Below are 19166 nucleotides of genomic sequence, written 5' to 3' on the forward strand. Positions count from 1 at the left end.
CAGAACGTGCTGCCGAATCACACGATCGGCAGCACTTCCTGTTCAAGGCCAAGGGCCCAGCTCAGCTCTCCGCGGCGATGCAGAACGCGCGCTCGAAGAATCAGTGGGTCGATGTCGCAATCGAGTTCCCAACAGCCATCCAGTTGATCGCGATGCTGATCGAGGGGGCTGCTGAAGGAAGAGCGTTGGGCCATGGCGATGGGCGGGACCCGATCCCGATGGAGCTGATGGCCGGACGGTAGAGATGCCACGGCGCAAAGGAATGGTTAAAAAGACTCAATCTTCCCGAGAGGCGATATCTCAGCCGTCAGCTTCAACCTGCCGTCCAAGGTCGACCCCGATCGCGACACAGTCCCTGTCCAACCGAGGCAGTGGCAGCTGCAGCTGATTCAGCTCCTGCGACGAAGGCTTGAACTTCAGGGCAGCAGCCGCGACCTTCTTGTGTTTGCAGGCCCAGGAGCGGGGAAAACACTGGGTGCCCTGCTGGGATTCCGCGCGATGCGGGATCAAGGCCGGCTGAACCATTTCGTGGTCTTCTGCCACCGAACCTCAATCCTGAATCAATGGAAATCAGCCGCTGCTCGTCTCGGCTTGCGCCTGGAGGAGTGGCCTTGCACGCCGGAAGAAAGCGATGGGGCAGACGGCCTTTTGGTGACATATCAGGGTGCCGGTCGGCAATGCGACGCGCTGCTGACACTGCTCGATCAACGGGGCGCCAGCACCTGTATGGCGATCGCCGATGAAGCGCACCATCTCGGGGTGGATCCCGATGAACCGGACGCAACAGCCTGGGGACAGACCTTTCTGGAGCTGACCAACACCATCAGCCTGCGTCTGGGACTCACAGGAACCCCCTTTCGTGCCGACAACCTGGGGTTCTGCGCCGCCCGTCGAATCCGGGTTCAACTGGACGACGGTGGCTGGGTCGAGCAGATCCGTCCGGATCTCTGCGTGGAACCAAGGGACCTGATCGCGGCAGGGGATGTCCGCCCCCTGGAGTTCCGCTTTCAGGATGGCTGGGTTGAACACAGCCGTGAGGGGCACCCCGACCGCGACGTTTCCCCCCTTTCGTCCGAACAGCGGGAAAGCTGGCGTGCTCGCAACCTGCGTCGCGCCATACGCCTAGCCGACAGCAGCAGCATTGGCCAGCAGGTGCTGCTGAGAGCGCAGCAGAAACTGAATCAACTTCAGGAGCGTCAGCCACAGTCAGCTGGCCTTGTCATCGCCCGCGACATCAATCACGCCGAGGCCATCAGCCGGGTGTTGATTGAAGACGGCAACCGGGTGGAGCTGATTCATTCCCAGAGCCCCCAAGCGACGGAACGCTTGAACGCCTTCCAAAGCGGGAGTGCCGATTGGCTTGTGAGCATTGACATGTGCGCGGAAGGCTTTGATGCACCACGCCTAAGGGTGGTTGCCTATCTGACCACCGTTGTGACCCGCAGCCGTTTTGTGCAGGGCATCACCCGGGCTGTACGGATGACACCGGAGCTTGCCGCCTGCGAAGCCATCCCCCGAGAGGCCTCCTTCGTTTTCGCTCCGGCGGACCCTCTGCTGATGGACTACGCACGGTCGTGGTCTGTGGCCGAGCCCTACGTGCTGCGCCCGCAGGAGCAGGACGCACAAGATGAGCTACCGGGAGTGGGGCCATGGCGCGGCCCGAGCCTTCCCCTGGAGGCAGTTGAAGACGGCGCTGGCGAGGTGATCCGACTCAAAACGCCCGAATTGCCCGCTTTTTTGCAGCGCTGAACACAGCTTTGGTCAGAGGAAAATGCGAATTTGTGCGAATGGATGGGCCGAAAGGGACCTCCGATCCGCCAACCTGATCAACATCGAGGAATCAGTCATGGATGCCGCAATGGAACGCCGAGTCATCGTTGCAAGCGGCTGGGCATCCACGCGCATCGCAGTCCTGGACAGGGAAGAGCGCTATGAAGACAGTTACGCGATAACGCAGGAATTCTGCGAATGGATCACTTGCATGGGAGAAAATATGGAGATGCTTGAGGCCAATGTTTTGGCCGTTCCACGCAACCCAAGCAAGCGTCGACCGATTCACGACCCCACATCCAACGATTCACAGGTCGAAATCTAAAAACATCCTTAATTTCCCCTCAACCTGAGCCCACTCTTTCAGGTTGTATGTCTCCACTCTCTCCAGCAGGGCTTTAGATTTAACTCATAGTCAGTTCGCTTTAGCAGTGGTTCAAAGCGGTTCGGAGCACGTCGAAAATCTGGTCGTCGTCGGTTCAGGTCCAGCTGGTTACACGGCAGCCATTTATGCAGCACGCGCCAATCTGCAACCGCTGTTGATTACAGGTTTTCAACGTGGGGGTATTCCCGGCGGACAGTTGATGACCACCACTCACGTCGAGAATTTTCCAGGGTTTCCGGATGGTGTACTCGGTCCTGACCTGATGGATCTGATGAAGTCCCAGGCTGTTCGTTGGGGCACCCACCTGCTGGAAGCTGATGCCGACAGCATTGACCTGACGTCGAAGCCTTATCGCATCGAGGTCGACGGTCAGACCATCCACACCCATGCCCTGGTGATCGCCACCGGAGCGAGTGCAAACCGTCTCAAACTTCCTTCAGAGAGTGCTTTTTGGAGCAAGGGCATCAGCGCCTGCGCAATCTGTGACGGGGCCACGCCGCAGTTCCGCAACGAGGAGCTTGCCGTGGTCGGCGGCGGAGATTCCGCCTGCGAGGAAGCGGTGTACCTGACCAAATACGGAAGCCACGTCCATCTGGTGGTGCGCTCGGACCAACTCCGTGCCAGCGCAGCCATGGCTGATCGGGTCTTGGCCAATGACGCCATCACCGTGCACTGGAACAGCGAGATCGTTGACGTCAGCGGAGATGAGTGGATGCAGTCGATGACCCTGCGGGATCGCAAAGAAGGCAGTTCCCAGAGCCTTGCTGTCAAAGGGCTCTTCTATGCCATCGGCCACACCCCCAACACTGATCTGCTTCAGGGGCAACTTGATCTCGATGAGAAGGGTTATCTGAAAACGGAATCGGGGCGTCCGGAAACGTCACTGGAGGGCGTCTTCGCTGCCGGCGATGTGGCTGATGCTGAATGGCGTCAGGGCATCACCGCAGCGGGAAGTGGCTGCAAAGCAGCCTTGGCAGCAGAGCGCTGGCTAAGCCATCACAACCTGGCCACCCGGGTGCAACGCCAAGACGTGGAGCCAGCGGTGGCGGAACGTCCAGTCAACGTGGAGGTCACCACAGAAGCGACCTACGACCCTCAAGGTCTATGGCAGAAGGGAAGCTTTGCCCTGCGCAAGCTTTATCACGACAGCACGAAGCCTCTGCTTGTGATCTATACCTCACCAAGCTGCGGCCCTTGCCACGTGCTGAAGCCTCAGCTGCGACGGGTGATCGAAGAGCTGAATGGATCTGCCCAGGCTGTTGTCATCGACATCGAAGCGGATCAGGAGATCGCCGAACAGGCTGGGGTCAATGGCACACCCACCATTCAGCTGTTCCACCAGAAAGCAATGGTGAAGCAATGGCGCGGCGTCAAGCAGCGCAGCGAATTCAAAGCTGCGATTGAATCCTGCCTTCAGGCTGCCGCCTGAGGGCAGCGGACATCAACGACGACGTGGCCCGCCGGGGCGGTTTCCGCCGGGACGACCACCAGGAGCACCCGCATTACGTTCGCGATAGGTGATGCGGCCACGGGTGAGGTCATAGGGGCTGATTTCCACCAGAACCTTGTCACCAGCGAGCAATTTGATCCGAAACTTGGTGAGCTTTCCAGCGGCTCTGCAAAGGCATTGGTGGCCTGCAGGCTGCTCGAGGGTGACCAGATAGAACCCGTTTCCCTGTTCCTTCTCGATCACGCCCGAGGTTTCGATCATGCGCCGGTGGCCAGTTCTGTCTTGCTGGTGTCAGTTTAGAAGGCCACTTGCTCCGCGCAGAGACAAGAGAGCCCTTAGGCTCCAACGCCGACCCCTCTCCCCCTGCCGTGATTCTTCCCCCGTTGAGCATGGATCTCGGTCTGCTGCTGATCTCCGTCGGCGTGGTCAACCTGTGGAGGATGCGAGAGAACGCGAGCTGACTTGACGACGCTGCTGCTGAACAAACCCTTCGGGGTGTTGAGTCAATTCACGCTGGAGGAGGGGAGCCGTTGGAGGTGCTTGAGTGACTTTGTTGACGTGCCCAAGGTCTACGCCGCCGGCCGGCTGGATGCGGACAGCGAAGGACTGCTGATCCTCACCAGCAACGGGAAGCTGCAGCAACGCCTCACCGACCCACGCTTTGGCCATTGGCGCAGCTACTGGGCACAGGTGGAAGGCACGCCCAGCATCGAGCAGCTGCAACAACTTCGCGACGGCGTTGTCATTCAGGGCCGCCACACCTTGCCCGCGAAAGCGCAATTGCTTCAAGGGGAAGACCAACCGCAACTCGCCGACAGAACACCTCCGATTCGTTACCGCGCCGCAATCCCCACCAGCTGGCTGCAGCTCTCACTCACAGAGGGACGCAATCGGCAGGTGCGTCGCATGACGGCCGCTGTCGGACTGCCGACATTGCGCTTGGTGCGTTGCTGGATTGACTTGATGGACCAGGGCCCACCGCTGGACCTGACGGGACTTGAACCCGGGGAATGGCGCTCAGTGACAAGTGCTGAACAGGAGCGACTCAACCGGCTGATCAGCAGCAGGACGACACCTGCTCCACGGTGGGGAGGGCACCGACGAGGGTGACCGCGCGAAAGGCAATCCCTTCAACTTCACGCCAAGGCTTTTCGCTGCGCTCTGCATAGCGAACCTGCTCAAAACCAAGGGCCTCGAAGGCTTCCAAGAAATCCTGCTCCTGCCAGGCACCACTGATACAGCCACTCCAAAGATCAGGGTCCTGCTGCAAACGCTGAGGCACAACCCGATCGCAGACGATGTCGCTAATAGCAACGCGGCCACCGGGGGCCAGAACCCGGCGAATGTTGGCGAGGAGTCTGTCGCGAGCTGACGGATTCACCAGGTTGAGCACACAGTTGCTCAGCACCACATCCATCGAGGCATCCGCAACCAGGGGCTCACCAGTGGCAGCTGGTGCATCAAGGGCTTCGATAGCTCCATCCAAAAAACGGACGTTGTCAAACCCCACCGCTGAGGCCACGACTGGGATCGCCGCACGGGACAGCGCAAGCATGTCGGCGTTGCGATCCACACCAGTGACACTGCCGGATCTTCCGACAATTTGACTGCAGATAAAAGCATTTTTGCCGCTGCCGCTACCCAGATCCAGCACGCGATCACCCTGCTTCACCCATCGGGTGGGATCACCACAGCCGTAATCCCGCTCAACGACAGCATCCGGAATCACATGCAGCAGGGCAGGGTCGAAACCGACCGGGGTGCACAGGCATGCCTCCTGATGTTGCGCCGCAGCTCCATAACGGGCTTCGACAGCTTGGGTTTGATCCAGTGACTGGGGCTCCGGCGAAGGACAGCAGGACTCAGCCATCAGCCAATGACCTCCTGCAGCTCACGCACCACATTCCATTGGCCGTACCAGTAGTTGGCCTCGGCGCGTCGGTCTGGATCCGCCACCCCATCCACCGCATCTGGGCCCACCGACTTCCACAACTCATGACCGCAGACGCGGTTGAGACCCTGCTCGGCTTCATCTGACAACAACTGCAGACGCCGTTGCAGATTTTTGAGCTGAGCGACAGCCATCCGAAAAGATCAATTAGAGCGATAGTACAAAAGAACCAAGAAGGATCAAGGCTCAGAAGGGGAGCTTTTTCTTCGCGTCTTTGTCGAGATCGGCTTCCATCTCGCGCAGACGCCTCAGGATCGTGTCGTAGTACTCACTGATGTAACTCTCCATCTCGGTGGTCTCCGATGCATCGAGACCAAACGCTGCGTAGCTGGTTTTCATCGGAGCGTCGAGGGTCTGACCGCTACCCGTAACCTCTGCAAACGCAAGCCGCTCCGCCACGTTGACCGCAGGCTCAAAGAAGGAGGCCACGCCCTGCATCAGGTTGATCAGGAAGGGCTGAACACGAAAAACTCTGGCCGTCTTGCCACTGCAGCGTTCGCACAGCTGCACCAGTTCACCTGTGTTCCAAGGTTTAGGCCCAACCACCGGGTATGTACTACGAACAGTTTCCGGACGCTCAAGAGCCGCAACGGCGAATCGAGCCATGTCTTGAGTGTTCATGTACGCAATGGCCGTCGGACTGCCACTGACCCACACGGTCTGGCTCTCCAGAACAGGGATGGCGAACTGGCTGATCACCCCCTGCATGAACGCAGCACCCTGAAGGATCGTGTAGTCCAGATCCGATGACTCGAGCAGCTTCTCCGTGCAGGCCTTGATGTCCATCAAGGGAACAGCTCGGTGCTGATGAGCACCCAGCAAGGAGAGAAAGACAAAACGCTTGACCTCAGCCCGTTCACAGGCACGGAGCAGATTGAGCTTCCCGTCCCAGTCCGTCTCATAAACACTGCGTGGATCGTTGGGCCGACTTGTGGATGCGTCGATAACAGCATCGACGCCTTCCAGGGCGTAATCCAGGCTGGCGGGCTCCAGCAGGTCGCCCCGCGTCAGCTCACAGCCCCATTCCTGAAGGAAGGCGGCTTTACGGGGAGCCCGCACCATGCAACGCACCTGGTGGCCTGAGTCGATGGCACGACGGGCAATCTGTCGTCCCAGGGTGCCAGTGCCACCCACCACAAGCACTTGCATCGACGCCTTCCTTGCGAAGGGAGGAGCCTAATAGCCCCCGCCTCAAAGCGACTGCTTCAGTCGTCTCCCTGCAATTTCAGCAGCAGAGCACCGCCAGCGAGGCCGATGGGAATCAACACCCAGAAGATCGCAGCAGTTCCAAAAATCTCAGCAGCCATGGTCAGGGCAAAGCGATCACCCGCCCATTTAAATCCCTTCCACCCGCAGGCTGGTGCAGATCTGTAACAGCTCTGGCAACTCCGCATCAGTTCGCACCTGCCCTGGCATGACGCCACTGGCACTGGCGCGATAGCCCGCGGCATGGAGCGCCCGCACCAGTCGACCAAGGGGCGGCGGTCCGCCCATACCCAGCCGCCGAGCCAACTCATCGGAGGGCCAGACCGTCGGGCAATCCCCGGGATCCGCCTGTAGACGCCGCAACAAGCGCAGGGTGATGGGGCTGATCTGCTGAGGAGCCAGGTCTTGGGCGTCGGCGATGAGCTGCCGTAACAAAGCTTCCTCCTGTAACGGACCGATCCACAGGGGGCCACTGATGCTCCACTTCCCATGCCCTTCTTCGCAATGGCAGGCCGGCCATCCGCTGAGCTTCAGCAGAGACTGCACCCGTTGTGCACCGCAGCGTTCACAACGGGCCACCAGCCCGAGCTGCTGCTCATCACCCGCCGGGATCTGTCGCCGCAGGCGCAGGGCGAGGCGAAAGGTGCGCCCTTCACTGAAGCTGAACAGGGGCTGCACGCCGCGCCCCAACAACCAGGCCTGCCGGGCGACCAGCCCGAGCTGTTGCCGCAAAGCCATTTCCCAGCTAGCTGGATGCACTCGGGCTGCAGCACCGAGACTTCGAATCGCGCCAACACGGTCATGACCGGTGGGGGAACGACCATCCGTCGACGCCAGAAACAACAGGCCGTCGAAGCGCAAGGCTTGAAGGGCCGGCTGAATTAAGGGGCCAGGAGCCCCAAAGGCATCGAGGTCGATGAAATCAAACCACTGACACTGAAGGATCGACCGGTGCAGAAGCACCTCTGCGGCATCGGCGCTGAGCTGCGTTGAACAGCCCAGCTTCTGAACATTGACCTGGATCAGCGGCAGGCGATCGGGATCACCATCGTTGATCCATAGCTCTGTCCCAGCGGCATGGGTGCCCAGCGCCTCCAGCCCCCAGCGCAGTGCCCTGATCCCGCAGCCGGACATCAGATCAAGCCAGCGGAGTGATTGCGTTGCGCGGATGCTCTGGTGGCGGGCCAGCAGAACCGACAAATCACGGGCCGGGCGTGACTCGGGCCTGAAAAAACCAGGCCCAAGGCTGAGCTCAGCCAGGCCTTCGCGATAGTGATGATCGATTGAGGTCAGAAGGGTGCCGTCTGCTGCTGTCCAGACTGCCGAGTGGGGAGTCCATAGCACCTGGCACTGGCGAGGCTGGGCCTGCCACTGGCGCGTCAGCGGCCATGAGGCGGCACCCGCTCTGCTGCTGTTGCACGGGTTCGGCGCCGCCAGCGGACACTGGCGCCACTGCGCGCCGGAACTGGCTGCTCAGGGCTGGCGGGTCTACAGCCTGGATCTTCTTGGCTTTGGCCAGTCAGCCCAGCCAGCGCGGCCGATGGACAACCGGCTCTGGGGGCAGCAGGTCTGCGCGTTCCTCGACCAAGTGGTTCAAGGGCCAGCAGTGGTGGTCGGCAACTCGCTGGGGGGCCTGACCGCACTCACCGCAGCGGTGCTGAGGCCCGACAGGGTACAGGCGGTGGTCGCCGCGCCACTGCCGGACCCCGCCCTGATCCAACCGCTGCCGAACCGTCGTTCGCCCTGGCAACGGCGCTGGCAACGACGGCTGCTCTGGCTGGTTCTGCACCTTTTGCCCCTTGAGCTTGTGGTGCCCTTGATTGCACGGACAGGTCTGCTCAAAGCAGGACTGCAAGGGGCCTACCGGCGTTCGATCCAATCCGATCAGGAACTGCTTCAGCTGATTGCCCGCCCGGCCCGTCGCCCCACAGCAGCCCAGGCCCTTCGGGGCATGAGCCTTGGCATGTCAAGGCGCCCCAGAGGAGCCACCGCACCCGCACTGCTCGAGCAACTCCGATCACCCATGCTCCTGATCTGGGGACGTCAGGATCGATTTGTGCCACTGGCCATTGGGGAATCTGTGGCAGCGATGCACTCAGAACTCGAGCTTCACGTGCTTGATCACTGCGGTCACTGCCCCCATGACGAAGCGCCCGAATGCTTTCTGGCTGTGTTGTTGCCCTGGCTAGACCGTAATTTGGGAAGATCAGACCGGCAGGGGACGACCAGCGGCGATGAAACACACCCTCTCGGTGGTGGTTGAGGACGAATCCGGAGCACTCAGCCGGATTGCAGGACTCTTCGCCCGACGCGGCTTCAACATCGACAGCCTCGCTGTCGGTCCAGCGGAGGCCGAAGGGCAGTCTCGACTGACCATGGTTGTTGAAGGCGATGACCAGACGCTCCAGCAGATGACCAAACAGCTGGACAAACTTGTGAACGTGCTGCAGGTCTTGGACCTGACCCAGCGCCCTGCTGTGGAACGCGAGCTGATGCTGCTCAAAGTCTCAGCACCGGCAACATCCCGGAGCGCTGTTTTCGAACTCGTTCAGGTCTTCAGAGCCAAGGTTGTGGACGTGGCCGATGAAGCCTTGACCCTTGAAGTGGTGGGAGATCCTGGAAAGCTGGTGGCCCTTGAGCGGTTAATGGCGCCCTTCGGAATTCTCGAAATTGCCCGTACCGGCAAGGTGGCTCTCGAGCGGGCCTCAGGGGTGAACACGGAGATGCTCAAGGTGTCTCCAAGTCAGAGCCGTGTACCAGCCTGAGATCACTCCTTCAACAGCGCCTTTGTGATGCGATCTCCCTGCTGAATAGCATCCACCACCTCCATGCCATCCACGACACGGCCGAAGACGGCATAGCGACCATCCAGTTCAGGCAACGGGCGTAAAGCCACATAAAACTGTGCACTGGCGGAATCTGGAGCCTGGGAACGGGCCATGGCGACGGCCCCGCGTTCATGGGTCAGCTCCAGATCATCGAGGTCTGCAGGGTTGGTGCTGACCCGGCTGTAACGGGGCTGCGACTCGGATCGAAACTTGATTTCGAGGGGAATCATTCGAGCCTGGCCGGTGGCGGGGTCAACAAAACTGCCCGTACCGAGTTGATTCAAGGGAACCGAACGATCGCTGGATTGAGGGTCACCCCCCTGCACAACGAAGGGAACAGGCTCACGTACAACGCGATGGAACATCGTTCCGTCGTACGTGCTTTGCCGCACCAGATCAACGAAATTGCCTGATGTGAGCGGAGCAGCATCACCGTTCACTTCAATCGTGAACTCACCGCGGTTCGTCTGCATGGTGATGGTGGCCAGACCCTGCAGACAGGCCGCCTGAGCATCAGCACAGCCTGTGACGACGGAGGCGCGAGGGGAAGGACTGCAACTCACCAATAAAGGGATGAAAAGCAGCAAGGCCCAGGAACGAAGGTGTCGCATCCGATCAAAGTCCTTCGAGATTGACACCTAAGAAGCGGGCCAACTCAGCGCCATCCTGCTCGAGCTGCGCAAGAGGAAGCGGTTCGCCGACGCGGGTGAGCGGCATGTCGCGTCGCCCCTGAATTCTCAAGGCAACCCGACGCCGTGCATTAAATCCATCACGCACCTCCACCTTCACTGCTTTCACATCTTTGAGTGGGATCTCCACCAGAACGGGTTTACGGAAACCGCGGCGGCTGATGGTCACCACACCAGCGTCTTTATCGAAACGGTTGCTGCCTCCTCCGACGTTCACTGCAATGACGTACCAGAGGTAAGTGGCCAGCAACGCCGCAGCAAGGCTGTACAACCCCATCACCAGACCCTGCGGCACGAACACCAGCGCGGCGGGATGGCCAAGGGGGAGAAGGTCACGACCGAGGTAACTCGAGAGCGAAGCCAGAAGGAAGCCCACACCGCCAATGCTGACGGCAGAAGCCACCAAATAATTTGAAAGACGACGGGAGCCGAGCACGGGTTGCTCGAGCACTGCTGCGGACATGACCCAGCCTGAACGAAGCGTCATTGTGACCGCAGAAAGGCCCTTGCGTCGAAATAGGAAAAAATCCCTAAGAAACAAAGCGATACGAGGGGTTTCAGCTCACACAACTCAGCCCCGCAGGACGCTTGAAGATTGTTAAGGTCGCGGCGTATCCCACAGCCTGCGGTTTTCCGCACCGTTCACCTCTCATGACGATCGCTGTAGGACGCGCGCCACAGCGGGGATGGTTCGACGTCCTCGATGACTGGCTCAAGCGCGACCGCTTCGTTTTTGTCGGCTGGTCCGGCATCCTTCTCCTTCCAACGGCCTACCTGGCCATCGGTGGCTGGCTGACAGGCACCACCTTTGTCACCTCCTGGTACACCCACGGCATTGCCTCCTCGTACCTGGAAGGTTGCAACTTCCTCACCGCAGCTGTTTCCACCCCCGCTGATGCGATGGGTCACAGCTTGCTCCTTCTCTGGGGTCCTGAAGCCCAGGGTGATTTCGTTCGCTGGTGTCAGCTCGGCGGCCTCTGGGCCTTCGTTGCCCTGCACGGCGCCTTCGCTCTGATCGGCTTCATGCTCCGCCAGTTCGAGATCGCTCGTCTGGTCGGCATTCGCCCCTACAACGCCATCGCCTTCTCCGGTCCGATCGCGGTGTTCGTCAGTGTCTTCCTGATGTACCCCCTCGGCCAGAGCAGCTGGTTCTTCGCCCCCTCCTTTGGTGTGGCAGCGATCTTCCGCTTCCTCCTCTTCCTCCAGGGCTTCCACAACTGGACCCTGAACCCCTTCCACATGATGGGCGTCGCCGGCATCCTCGGCGGTGCACTGCTCTGCGCCATTCACGGCGCCACTGTGGAAAACACCCTGTTTGAGGATGGTGAGCAGGCCAACACCTTCAAGGCGTTCGAGCCCACCCAGGAAGAAGAGACCTATTCCATGGTCACCGCCAACCGCTTCTGGAGTCAGATCTTCGGTATCGCCTTCTCCAACAAGCGCTGGCTGCACTTCTTCATGCTGTTCGTGCCTGTGATGGGCCTGTGGACCAGCTCCATCGGCATCATCGGTTTGGCCCTCAACCTGCGCGCCTACGACTTCGTGTCACAGGAAATCCGCGCTGCAGAAGATCCCGAATTTGAGACCTTCTACACCAAGAACATCCTTCTAAATGAAGGTCTGCGTGCCTGGATGGCACCGGCTGACCAGCCGCACGAAAACTTCGTCTTCCCTGAAGAGGTTCTGCCCCGTGGTAACGCTCTCTAATCCCGGTCTTGGCGCCACTGGCGGCAAAGACCTCAATTCCACCGGGTACGCCTGGTGGTCCGGCAACGCCCGTCTGATCAACCTGTCAGGCCGTCTGCTTGGCGCCCATGTGGCCCACGCTGGTCTGATGGTGTTCTGGGCAGGCGCGATGATGCTGTTCGAGGTGAGTCACTTCACCTTCGACAAGCCCATGTATGAGCAGGGCTTCATCTGCATGCCCCACGTTGCCACCCTTGGCTATGGCGTGGGACCCGGCGGTGAGGTCACTGATCTCTTCCCCTTCTTTGTAGTTGGTGTTCTTCACCTGATCAGCTCCGCCGTGCTTGGCCTCGGCGGCCTCTATCACGCGCTGCGTGGCCCGGAGATCTTGGAGAATTACTCCACCTTCTTCTCTCAGGATTGGCGTGACAAGAATCAGATGACCAACATCATTGGTTATCACCTGATTCTTCTCGGCGTCGGCTGCCTGCTGCTGGTCTTTAAGGCCATGTTCTTCGGGGGCGTTTACGACACCTGGGCCCCTGGCGGCGGTGATGTACGCCTGATCACCAACCCGACTCTCAATCCAGGGGTGATCTTCGGTTATCTGTTCCGCGCTCCCTTTGGTGGTGAGGGCTGGATCATCGGTGTGAACTCCATGGAGGACATCATCGGTGGACACATCTGGCTGGGCCTGACTCTGATCTTCGGTGGTATCTGGCACGCCATCACCAAGCCCTTCGGTTGGGTGCGTCGTGCCTTCATCTGGAACGGTGAGGCCTACCTGAGCTACAGCCTCGGCGCTTTGAGCTTCATGAGCTTCATCGCCTCGGCTTACATCTGGTTCAACAACACCGCCTATCCCTCTGAGTTCTGGGGCCCCACAAACGCTGAGGCTTCCCAGGCGCAGAGTTTCACCTTCCTGGTGCGCGACCAACGCCTTGGCGCGAACATCGGTTCCGCCATGGGCCCCACCGGACTTGGTAAGTACCTGATGCGCTCCCCCACCGGTGAAATCATCTTCGGTGGTGAAACCATGCGCTTCTGGGACTTCCGTGGTCCCTGGCTGGAGCCACTGCGTGGACCCAACGGTCTCAGCCTCGACAAGCTGCAGAACGACATTCAGCCCTGGCAGGTGCGCCGTGCCGCTGAATACATGACCCACGCTCCCAACGCGTCTCTCAACTCCGTGGGCGGCATCATCACCGAGCCCAACTCGGTGAACTACGTGAACCTCCGCCAATGGCTGGGTGCAGCGCAGTTCGTGCTCGCCTTCTTCTTCCTGGTTGGCCACCTCTGGCACGCCGGCCGCGCTCGCGCTGCTGCCGCTGGCTTCGAGAAAGGCATCAGCCGTGAGGCTGAGCCTGTGCTGGGCATGCCCGACCTCGACTGATCACTCCATCAGTCGAATGCAACAAGCGATTGTCATCACCCTCGCCGCAAGGCGGGGGTTTTTTATTGGGTTGGGGAAGACGATTTCTTAGCCTGTTCGGACCGATGGATCGTCCGTGAGCACAGGCCTGAACACCCGGGTGATTCACCACGGCGACAGCTACGCGGGAGACACCGGCACGGTGATGCCGCCGATTTTTCCCACCAGCACCTTTGCCCATGGCAACGCAGGAGGATTTGATTACACCCGTTCCGGCAACCCCAACTTCCGCATCCTCGATGGGGTGCTGGCCTCGGTTGAGGGCTGCGCCCATGCCACCGTCTTCGCCTCCGGTGTCAGCGCGATCACCGCTGTGGTCTCCCAGCTGAAACAGGGCGATCTGGTGCTCTGTGAAGAGAACCTCTACGGCTGCACCGTGCGCCTGTTCGAGCAGGTGTTCGCCAAGTTTGGGCTCAAAACCGCTTGGGTGGACTTCACCCAGCCGGAAGCACTGGAGACGATCCAATCCCAGAAGCCCGCAATGGTCTGGCTGGAGAGTCCCACCAACCCCCTGCTCAAGGTGATCGACCTTGAAGCTGTCTGCGCCATCACTCAACACCTCGGGATCCCCGTGGTTGTTGACAACACCTTTGCCACTGCCCTGGTGCAGCGCCCTCTGGATCTCGGCGCCACGCTCTCGCTTACCAGCACGACCAAATACATCAACGGCCACTCCGATGCCCTCGGTGGAGCCGTCTGCACCAACGATCCCGAGTGGCACCAGAAGATGGTGTTCTCCCAAAAGGCTTTGGGCCTGCAGCCATCACCCTTTGATTGCTGGCTGATCACGCGAGGCATCAAGACCCTGCCGCTTCGGCTGAAGCAGCAGATGGCCAATGCCGCGGCCCTGGCCGATCAACTGGCGGGGCACGCCAAGGTGAACTGGGTGCGTTACCCCCACCGCAGCGATCACCCCCAGCATCAGGTGGCAACCCGTCAGATGCGCGCCGGTGGCGCCATCGTGACGGTGAGCTTCAACGCCAGCCAGGAGCAGACCTATGCCCTCTGCAAACAACTGCGTTGGTTCACCATGGCCGAAAGCCTGGGCGGCATCGAAAGCCTGATCTGCCACCCCGCCACCATGACCCACGCCGCGGTGTCGGCCGAGGTGAAGGCCAAGCTGGGCATTGATGATGGCCTGGTGCGCTTCTCAGTGGGCTGTGAAGACCTCGCCGATCTTCAAGCTGATCTGGAGCAGGCCCTGGAGCTGCTGGCGTGAGTCCCCGCAATCTGCTCAACGATCCGGCCTGGCAGGGCTCTGATCTCGGCCAGCCCCTGCCGGACTTCCCCCATGCGGTGTCCGTTGCGCTGCCGCGCTGGCGCGATGTGATCGCCTACGAAGAGAAGGATCCGGCCTGCCGCGATGTCCTGCAAACCATCTATCCCCGCTTCGGCCTGCATCCGCTGATCCGAAAACTGGTCCAACCATCGGAGCTTGAAGGCACCACGGTTTGGCCCTACCCCACCGAAGCCGCAGCCCGGGCGGCTCTGGCCCACTGCCAACGCAAGGCACCAGACGACCACTGCGAGTTGATCGCCATTGCCGGCGTGTCCTGCCTGCGCAGCAACGCAGCGGCCAGCCCCCATGCCAAGGCGTTCTGGCAGCACACCGGCCTGGGCCTCTCCTCCCGCCAGGCCGCGATCGCCCTGGGTCAGGAAGCGCCTCCCACAAGCGAAGACGGCGAAGCAGCACGACGTGCCATTCGACAACGGCTAGCCGACATCCACGGTGTGGAGCCTGACCAGATCAGCCTTCATCCGGCCGGCATGGCAGGGCTCCATGCAGCCCTCACGGCGGTGCAAAGCCTGCGGCCAGGACGCAGCACATTGCAACTGGGCTTTCCTTACGTGGATGTGTTGAAGCAACCGCGGGTGGTCTTCCACGGCGGAGACCTGCTTCAACCGCAAGACCTGGCAGAGGTTGAAGCAGCGCTGGATCAACTGGAGCCCGCCGCCGTGATTGTGGAGCTTCCCAGCAACCCGCTCCTGCGCTGTGTTGATTTGCCGGCCGTATCGGCCATGGCCCGCGCCCGTGGCATCCCCGTGATCGCCGACGACACGATTGGCACCGGAATCAACCTCAATGCCTTGCCCTATGCGGATCTGATCTTCACCTCGCTGACCAAGAGCTTTGCTGGGCGTGGTGATGTGATGGCTGGCAGCTTGTTGGTGAGTCCCCAGTCGCCCTGGGCCAGAACGTTGCTCAACGCCGTCATCGAGGTGGCTGGTCTCGGCGATGCCGATGCCATCGCCCTGGACATCGCAAGCCGAGATGTAGAAGAACGGGCACCACAGCTGGATGCCCATGCGCTCGTTCTCGCCGAGCGGCTGGAAGCCCATCCAGCCGTCGAACGGGTGCTGCATCCCAAAGACTGTCCCAACTTCCGCACCTTGATGCGCAGCGGAGCCGGTCACGGCTGCCTGCTCTCGTTCGAACTGAAGCAAGGGCGTCAGCAGGCGCAGTTGGTGTACGACGCTTTACGCGTCAGCAAAGGGCCCAGCCTTGGCACCAATTTCACCTTGGCTTGTCCTTACACCCAACTCGCCCACTACGACGAACTGGCCTGGGCGGAGCGCTGCGGTGTCGCCGCTGATTTACTCAGGGTGTCGGTGGGTTTGGAAGACCCCGACGAACTTTGGATGCGCTTTCAGCAAGCTTTGGATAGCTAAGAGTCCGGTGAGACTCTGAAAAAGCCCTTAACAACGGAGGGGGGACCCGCTCATCATCATTAGTTTGTTTTCTTCGGGCCCCTCCCACAGCAGCAGCTCCATGTCCCGCATTTACGACGACAACAGCCAGGCCATCGGCAACACCCCGCTGGTGAAGCTGAACAACGTCACCAAGAATTGCAAGGCCACCGTGCTGGCCAAAATCGAAGGTCGCAACCCCGCGTACAGCGTCAAGTGCCGGATCGGCGCCAACATGATCTGGGACGCTGAAAAAAGCGGGAAGCTCAGCAAAGGCAAGGTGATTGTTGAACCCACCTCCGGCAACACCGGCATCGCCCTGGCCTTCACTGCGGCTGCCCGGGGTTACAAGCTGATCCTGACGATGCCTGAATCGATGTCGATCGAGCGTCGTCGGGTCATGGCGGTTCTCGGCGCCGAACTGATCCTCACGGAAGCCGCCAAGGGCATGCCTGGCGCCATCGCCAAGGCGAAAGAAATCGCCGATAGCGACACGGCGAAGTACTTCATGCCTGGTCAATTCGACAATCCCGCCAACCCTGAGATCCACTTCAAGACCACTGGTCCGGAGATCTGGAACGATTGCGATGGCGCCATCGATGTGCTGGTGGCCGGCGTTGGCACAGGCGGCACGATCACCGGCGTCTCCCGCTACATCAAAAATGAAGCCGGAAAAGCCATCGAATCTGTGGCTGTCGAGCCGACCAACAGCCCGGTGATTACCCAAACCATGAATGGTGAGGACGTCAAACCTGGCCCCCACAAGATTCAGGGCATCGGCGCCGGCTTCATCCCCAAAAACCTCGATCTTTCCGTGGTCGACAAGGTGGAGCAGGTAACCAACGAGGAATCCATCGCGATGGCCCTTCGTCTGGCTCAGGAGGAAGGGCTGCTCGTCGGCATTTCCTGCGGTGCCGCTGCAGCCGCGGCCATTCGTCTGGCGGAGAAAGATGAGTACGCCGGCAAAACCATCGTGGTCGTCTTGCCCGACCTGGCCGAGCGTTACCTTTCCTCTGTGATGTTCGCTGAGGTGCCGACCGGCATCATCGAGCAACCGGTGGCTGTCTGATCACCTGGCTGTCTGATCACCTGGCTGTCTGATCACCTGGCTGTCTGAGCTTCACACCATTGGTGGCCCAGCCAAGATCTCAAAAGCTCCGTCCCATGACGGAGCTTTTTTGTTGGGCACCCGTTCAAGCCATGGGCCTTTTACAGCGTGAACAGGCTGATGAAGGCAGAAATAGCAATCGTTGTATAGAGAAAAGCGAGCAGAGACTGCACAACAACAATCTTTCGAACCTCTGTGGTTCGTGCACCAACATCCGACATTTCAAATGTCATTCCAATGGTATAAGCGACGTAGACAAAGTCAAAAAAGACCGGCATATGGTCACCTGGAAATTCAAAAATTGATTCATCAGAACCATCATCCAACCCAGGTTCATGCCTGAAATGAAGACTTGCATAGTGCACAGCAAATCCGTGATGCAAAGCCATCCAGATCAACAAGACGGAGAAGAAAAAAATCAGGATTCTCAAATCTTTTGGCAAAACAGAGATATGGCCATGGGGCCCCAGATCACTGACACAAAGGCTAATGATTCCAAAACCCAGCAAGTTAAGACCAATTGTGCGTTCCACCAGATGATCAACCTTTTCCCGAAGCGTGGAAAAGAATTGCTTGGTCTGATGTTCATCCATCCGCCAGGCGGCTCTGCAAACCAGGCAAACATCCACACCCAGTGCGCCGAGCATCCCGATGGCCAACGCCTCTCGAGGACTGATCAACAAGACCAGCGGAAAACTGATCAAGACACCCACAACAAACGAGCGAAGCAGGCGATAGCGATCCAACAAAATCCAGCGCAAGCGAGCGCTCTGGGCCGTCACGACATTCATGAGCCTGATACCAGCGGCTTCAACATGGCAAGACGCAGATCAGTTCGTCTATCAATCAAGTCGATCAATCAAAGGAATGCGATGGGCGGGCATGGGGCTGCACCGCTGCAGCATCAATCCACATGGCATCGCCGTATGAGAAAAAGCGATACTCCTGGGCGATCGCATCGGCATACAGCGTTAACAACCTTGTCCGACCAATCAGGGCACTCACCAACAGAAGCAAGGAGCTTTTGGGCAAATGAAAGTTGGTGAGCAGGGCTTGAATCACCTTGAACTGGTACCCGGGCTGAATCACCAGATCCACCGGCCCCGTGTACGGCATCAGGACGCCGCCATGGGCCTGAGCGGCTCCCTCCAGGGCACGAACACTCGTTGTGCCCACAGCAATCACACGGCCTCGACAACCCTGCACTGCCTCCACCACAGCGGGGCTGACATCGACCCATTCACTGTGAAGCTCCAAGGCGGTGAGATCTTCCGTTTCAACAGGGCGAAAGGTGCCGAGGCCCACATGCAGGGTGATCCGAGCCAGATCCACCCCTTTCTGCTGCAAGCCCGCCAGCAGTTCATCACTGAAGTGCAGTCCAGCCGTCGGGGCAGCCACTGCACCGGGCCGATCGGCGTAACGGGTCTGATAACGCTCGGCATCACTGGGATCGTGCCGTTCGATGTAGGGCGGTAAAGGCACCTCACCCACGTCATTGAGCAAGGCCTCAATGGTTTCGGCATCCCTGCAATCACTGGGGAACTGCACCACCCGGCCACCGCTGGCGGGATCTTCAGCAAGCACCTTGAGGCGGATGGAGGTTCCATCAATCGTGAGGCTGTCGCCTGGCCGCATACGCTTGGCGGGACGGGCCAGACACAGCCAGCGTCCCTCCCCCCGCGGCTCGAGCACCAGCAATTCGGACAGACCGCCCCCGGAACGACGCACCGCCAATCGGGCCTTGAGCACCCGGGTGTCATTCACCACCAGCAGATCACCGGGCTGCAGCAGATCAAGCAGATCCCACACCTGTCGATGACCCGCCCGCAACGACGGCTCCCCCTGGGGAGGAACCGTCAACAACCGAGCACTGTGACGAGGCTCGACCGGCGCCTGAGCAATGCGCTCCGGCGGCAGCGGGTAGTCGTAGCTGCTGAGTTGATGGTCCCTGGGGTCAGGCACGCGGACGACGG

The 19166-nt window shown here is 60.1% G+C and carries 22 protein-coding genes; 11 read left to right on the forward strand and 11 right to left on the reverse strand.

Features of this window, described 5'->3' with window-relative positions; genetic code table 11:
• Window positions 1-17: 17 nt before the first annotated feature.
• Window positions 18-251 (reverse strand): hypothetical protein, encoded by a 234-nt coding sequence (locus SynPROSU1_RS10215; protein ID WP_186572433.1) that lies wholly within the window; start codon window positions 249-251, stop codon window positions 18-20.
• A 136-nt stretch (window positions 252-387) separates the two neighbouring features.
• Between SynPROSU1_RS10215 and SynPROSU1_RS10220 the strand changes: the two genes are divergently transcribed.
• The 3 genes from SynPROSU1_RS10220 to trxB all read left to right on the forward strand — a co-directional run bounded on the left by SynPROSU1_RS10220 (window position 388) and on the right by trxB (window position 3584).
• Window positions 388-1749, forward strand: coding sequence for a DEAD/DEAH box helicase (locus tag SynPROSU1_RS10220; RefSeq protein ID WP_370586282.1), 1362 nt, complete (start codon window positions 388-390; stop codon window positions 1747-1749).
• A gap of 109 nt (window positions 1750-1858) precedes the next feature.
• Window positions 1859-2095, forward strand: coding sequence for a hypothetical protein (locus SynPROSU1_RS10225; RefSeq protein WP_370586220.1), 237 nt, complete (start codon window positions 1859-1861; stop codon window positions 2093-2095).
• A gap of 106 nt (window positions 2096-2201) precedes the next feature.
• Complete coding sequence (gene trxB / locus SynPROSU1_RS10230) at window positions 2202-3584, forward strand: thioredoxin-disulfide reductase (protein ID WP_186570413.1); 1383 nt, start codon at window positions 2202-2204, stop codon at window positions 3582-3584.
• A 12-nt stretch (window positions 3585-3596) separates the two neighbouring features.
• On the opposite strand, the gene infA is transcribed toward trxB, so the two are convergent.
• The gene (gene infA / locus SynPROSU1_RS10235; protein ID WP_006041809.1) at window positions 3597-3866 is read right to left on the reverse strand and encodes a translation initiation factor IF-1; all 270 of its coding nucleotides are present in this window, start codon (window positions 3864-3866) and stop codon (window positions 3597-3599) included.
• 201 nt (window positions 3867-4067) lie between these two features.
• Between infA and SynPROSU1_RS10240 the strand changes: the two genes are divergently transcribed.
• Entirely contained in the window at window positions 4068-4715 is a 648-nt protein-coding gene (locus SynPROSU1_RS10240; RefSeq protein ID WP_186570414.1) for a pseudouridine synthase, read from the forward strand.
• Here the strand turns inward: SynPROSU1_RS10240 and SynPROSU1_RS10245 are convergent.
• Genes SynPROSU1_RS10245 through SynPROSU1_RS10265 form a run of 5 tightly spaced genes read right to left on the reverse strand, consistent with a single transcriptional unit; the run spans window position 4663 to window position 7962 of the window.
• Complete coding sequence (locus SynPROSU1_RS10245) at window positions 4663-5475, reverse strand: methyltransferase domain-containing protein (protein ID WP_186570415.1); 813 nt, start codon at window positions 5473-5475, stop codon at window positions 4663-4665. The genes SynPROSU1_RS10240 and SynPROSU1_RS10245 overlap by 53 nt on opposite strands.
• The gene (locus tag SynPROSU1_RS10250) at window positions 5475-5690 is read right to left on the reverse strand and encodes a hypothetical protein (protein ID WP_186570416.1); all 216 of its coding nucleotides are present in this window, start codon (window positions 5688-5690) and stop codon (window positions 5475-5477) included. The genes SynPROSU1_RS10245 and SynPROSU1_RS10250 overlap by 1 nt, the downstream gene beginning before the upstream one ends.
• A 52-nt stretch (window positions 5691-5742) precedes the next feature.
• Entirely contained in the window at window positions 5743-6705 is a 963-nt protein-coding gene (locus tag SynPROSU1_RS10255) for an NAD(P)H-binding protein (protein WP_186570417.1), read from the reverse strand.
• Between the two features lie 56 nt (window positions 6706-6761).
• The gene (gene petM / locus SynPROSU1_RS10260; protein WP_038553686.1) at window positions 6762-6863 is read right to left on the reverse strand and encodes a cytochrome b6-f complex subunit PetM; all 102 of its coding nucleotides are present in this window, start codon (window positions 6861-6863) and stop codon (window positions 6762-6764) included.
• Window positions 6864-6891: 28 nt separating this feature from the next.
• Entirely contained in the window at window positions 6892-7962 is a 1071-nt protein-coding gene (locus SynPROSU1_RS10265; protein ID WP_370586221.1) for a N2,N2-dimethylguanosine tRNA methyltransferase, read from the reverse strand.
• A 97-nt stretch (window positions 7963-8059) separates the two neighbouring features.
• Between SynPROSU1_RS10265 and SynPROSU1_RS10270 the strand changes: the two genes are divergently transcribed.
• Together SynPROSU1_RS10270 and ilvN are read left to right on the forward strand one after the other, a co-directional pair.
• Window positions 8060-9025: an alpha/beta fold hydrolase gene (locus tag SynPROSU1_RS10270; RefSeq protein WP_186570419.1), complete on the forward strand. Its 966-nt coding sequence runs from the start codon at window positions 8060-8062 to the stop codon at window positions 9023-9025.
• A complete protein-coding gene (ilvN, locus tag SynPROSU1_RS10275; RefSeq protein WP_186570420.1) occupies window positions 8997-9527 on the forward strand; it encodes an acetolactate synthase small subunit in 531 nt (176 codons plus the stop codon). Before SynPROSU1_RS10270 ends, ilvN begins: the two co-directional genes overlap by 29 nt.
• A gap of 2 nt (window positions 9528-9529) precedes the next feature.
• On the opposite strand, the gene SynPROSU1_RS10280 is transcribed toward ilvN, so the two are convergent.
• Both SynPROSU1_RS10280 and SynPROSU1_RS10285 read right to left on the reverse strand, forming a co-directional pair.
• A complete protein-coding gene (locus SynPROSU1_RS10280; RefSeq protein ID WP_186570421.1) occupies window positions 9530-10201 on the reverse strand; it encodes a peptidylprolyl isomerase in 672 nt (223 codons plus the stop codon).
• A gap of 4 nt (window positions 10202-10205) precedes the next feature.
• Window positions 10206-10742 (reverse strand): photosystem I assembly protein Ycf4, encoded by a 537-nt coding sequence (locus SynPROSU1_RS10285; protein ID WP_186570422.1) that lies wholly within the window; start codon window positions 10740-10742, stop codon window positions 10206-10208.
• A gap of 188 nt (window positions 10743-10930) precedes the next feature.
• Between SynPROSU1_RS10285 and psbD the strand changes: the two genes are divergently transcribed.
• The 5 genes from psbD to cysK all read left to right on the forward strand — a co-directional run bounded on the left by psbD (window position 10931) and on the right by cysK (window position 17154).
• Window positions 10931-11986, forward strand: coding sequence for a photosystem II D2 protein (photosystem q(a) protein) (psbD, locus tag SynPROSU1_RS10290; RefSeq protein WP_006851499.1), 1056 nt, complete (start codon window positions 10931-10933; stop codon window positions 11984-11986).
• Window positions 11970-13358, forward strand: coding sequence for a photosystem II reaction center protein CP43 (psbC, locus tag SynPROSU1_RS10295; RefSeq protein WP_186570423.1), 1389 nt, complete (start codon window positions 11970-11972; stop codon window positions 13356-13358). The genes psbD and psbC overlap by 17 nt, the downstream gene beginning before the upstream one ends.
• Window positions 13359-13473: 115 nt before the next feature.
• Complete coding sequence (locus SynPROSU1_RS10300) at window positions 13474-14616, forward strand: PLP-dependent aspartate aminotransferase family protein (protein WP_186570424.1); 1143 nt, start codon at window positions 13474-13476, stop codon at window positions 14614-14616.
• Window positions 14613-16067 (forward strand): PLP-dependent transferase, encoded by a 1455-nt coding sequence (locus SynPROSU1_RS10305; RefSeq protein ID WP_186570425.1) that lies wholly within the window; start codon window positions 14613-14615, stop codon window positions 16065-16067. Before SynPROSU1_RS10300 ends, SynPROSU1_RS10305 begins: the two co-directional genes overlap by 4 nt.
• A 100-nt stretch (window positions 16068-16167) precedes the next feature.
• Window positions 16168-17154, forward strand: coding sequence for a cysteine synthase A (cysK, locus tag SynPROSU1_RS10310; RefSeq protein WP_186570426.1), 987 nt, complete (start codon window positions 16168-16170; stop codon window positions 17152-17154).
• 140 nt (window positions 17155-17294) lie between these two features.
• Here cysK and SynPROSU1_RS10315 read toward each other — a convergent pair whose 3' ends face one another.
• Window positions 17295-17984 carry a DUF1345 domain-containing protein gene (locus SynPROSU1_RS10315; RefSeq protein WP_186570427.1) on the reverse strand — a complete coding sequence of 230 codons (690 nt, stop codon included), beginning with the start codon at window positions 17982-17984 and terminating at the stop codon, window positions 17295-17297.
• A gap of 64 nt (window positions 17985-18048) precedes the next feature.
• Window positions 18049-19155: a tRNA preQ1(34) S-adenosylmethionine ribosyltransferase-isomerase QueA gene (gene queA, locus SynPROSU1_RS10320; protein ID WP_186570428.1), complete on the reverse strand. Its 1107-nt coding sequence runs from the start codon at window positions 19153-19155 to the stop codon at window positions 18049-18051.
• Window positions 19156-19166: the final 11 nt, after the last annotated feature.

Origin of the sequence: Synechococcus sp. PROS-U-1, assembly GCF_014279755.1 — a bacterium.
GTDB lineage: Bacteria > Cyanobacteriota > Cyanobacteriia > PCC-6307 > Cyanobiaceae > Parasynechococcus.

Coding starts and splice junctions, on each gene's coding strand:
- SynPROSU1_RS10285 (WP_186570422.1), bottom strand. CDS start 10,742: ATGTCCGCAGCAGTGCTCGAGCAACCCGTGCTCGGCTCCCGTCGTCTT.
- SynPROSU1_RS10245 (WP_186570415.1), bottom strand. CDS start 5,475: ATGGCTGAGTCCTGCTGTCCTTCGCCGGAGCCCCAGTCACTGGATCAA.
- ilvN (WP_186570420.1), top strand. CDS start 8,997: ATGAAACACACCCTCTCGGTGGTGGTTGAGGACGAATCCGGAGCACTC.
- SynPROSU1_RS10225 (WP_370586220.1), top strand. CDS start 1,859: ATGGAACGCCGAGTCATCGTTGCAAGCGGCTGGGCATCCACGCGCATC.
- SynPROSU1_RS10255 (WP_186570417.1), bottom strand. CDS start 6,705: ATGCAAGTGCTTGTGGTGGGTGGCACTGGCACCCTGGGACGACAGATT.
- psbD (WP_006851499.1), top strand. CDS start 10,931: ATGACGATCGCTGTAGGACGCGCGCCACAGCGGGGATGGTTCGACGTC.
- petM (WP_038553686.1), bottom strand. CDS start 6,863: ATGGCTGCTGAGATTTTTGGAACTGCTGCGATCTTCTGGGTGTTGATT.
- SynPROSU1_RS10280 (WP_186570421.1), bottom strand. CDS start 10,201: ATGCGACACCTTCGTTCCTGGGCCTTGCTGCTTTTCATCCCTTTATTG.
- SynPROSU1_RS10250 (WP_186570416.1), bottom strand. CDS start 5,690: ATGGCTGTCGCTCAGCTCAAAAATCTGCAACGGCGTCTGCAGTTGTTG.
- cysK (WP_186570426.1), top strand. CDS start 16,168: ATGTCCCGCATTTACGACGACAACAGCCAGGCCATCGGCAACACCCCG.
- SynPROSU1_RS10315 (WP_186570427.1), bottom strand. CDS start 17,984: ATGAATGTCGTGACGGCCCAGAGCGCTCGCTTGCGCTGGATTTTGTTG.
- infA (WP_006041809.1), bottom strand. CDS start 3,866: ATGATCGAAACCTCGGGCGTGATCGAGAAGGAACAGGGAAACGGGTTC.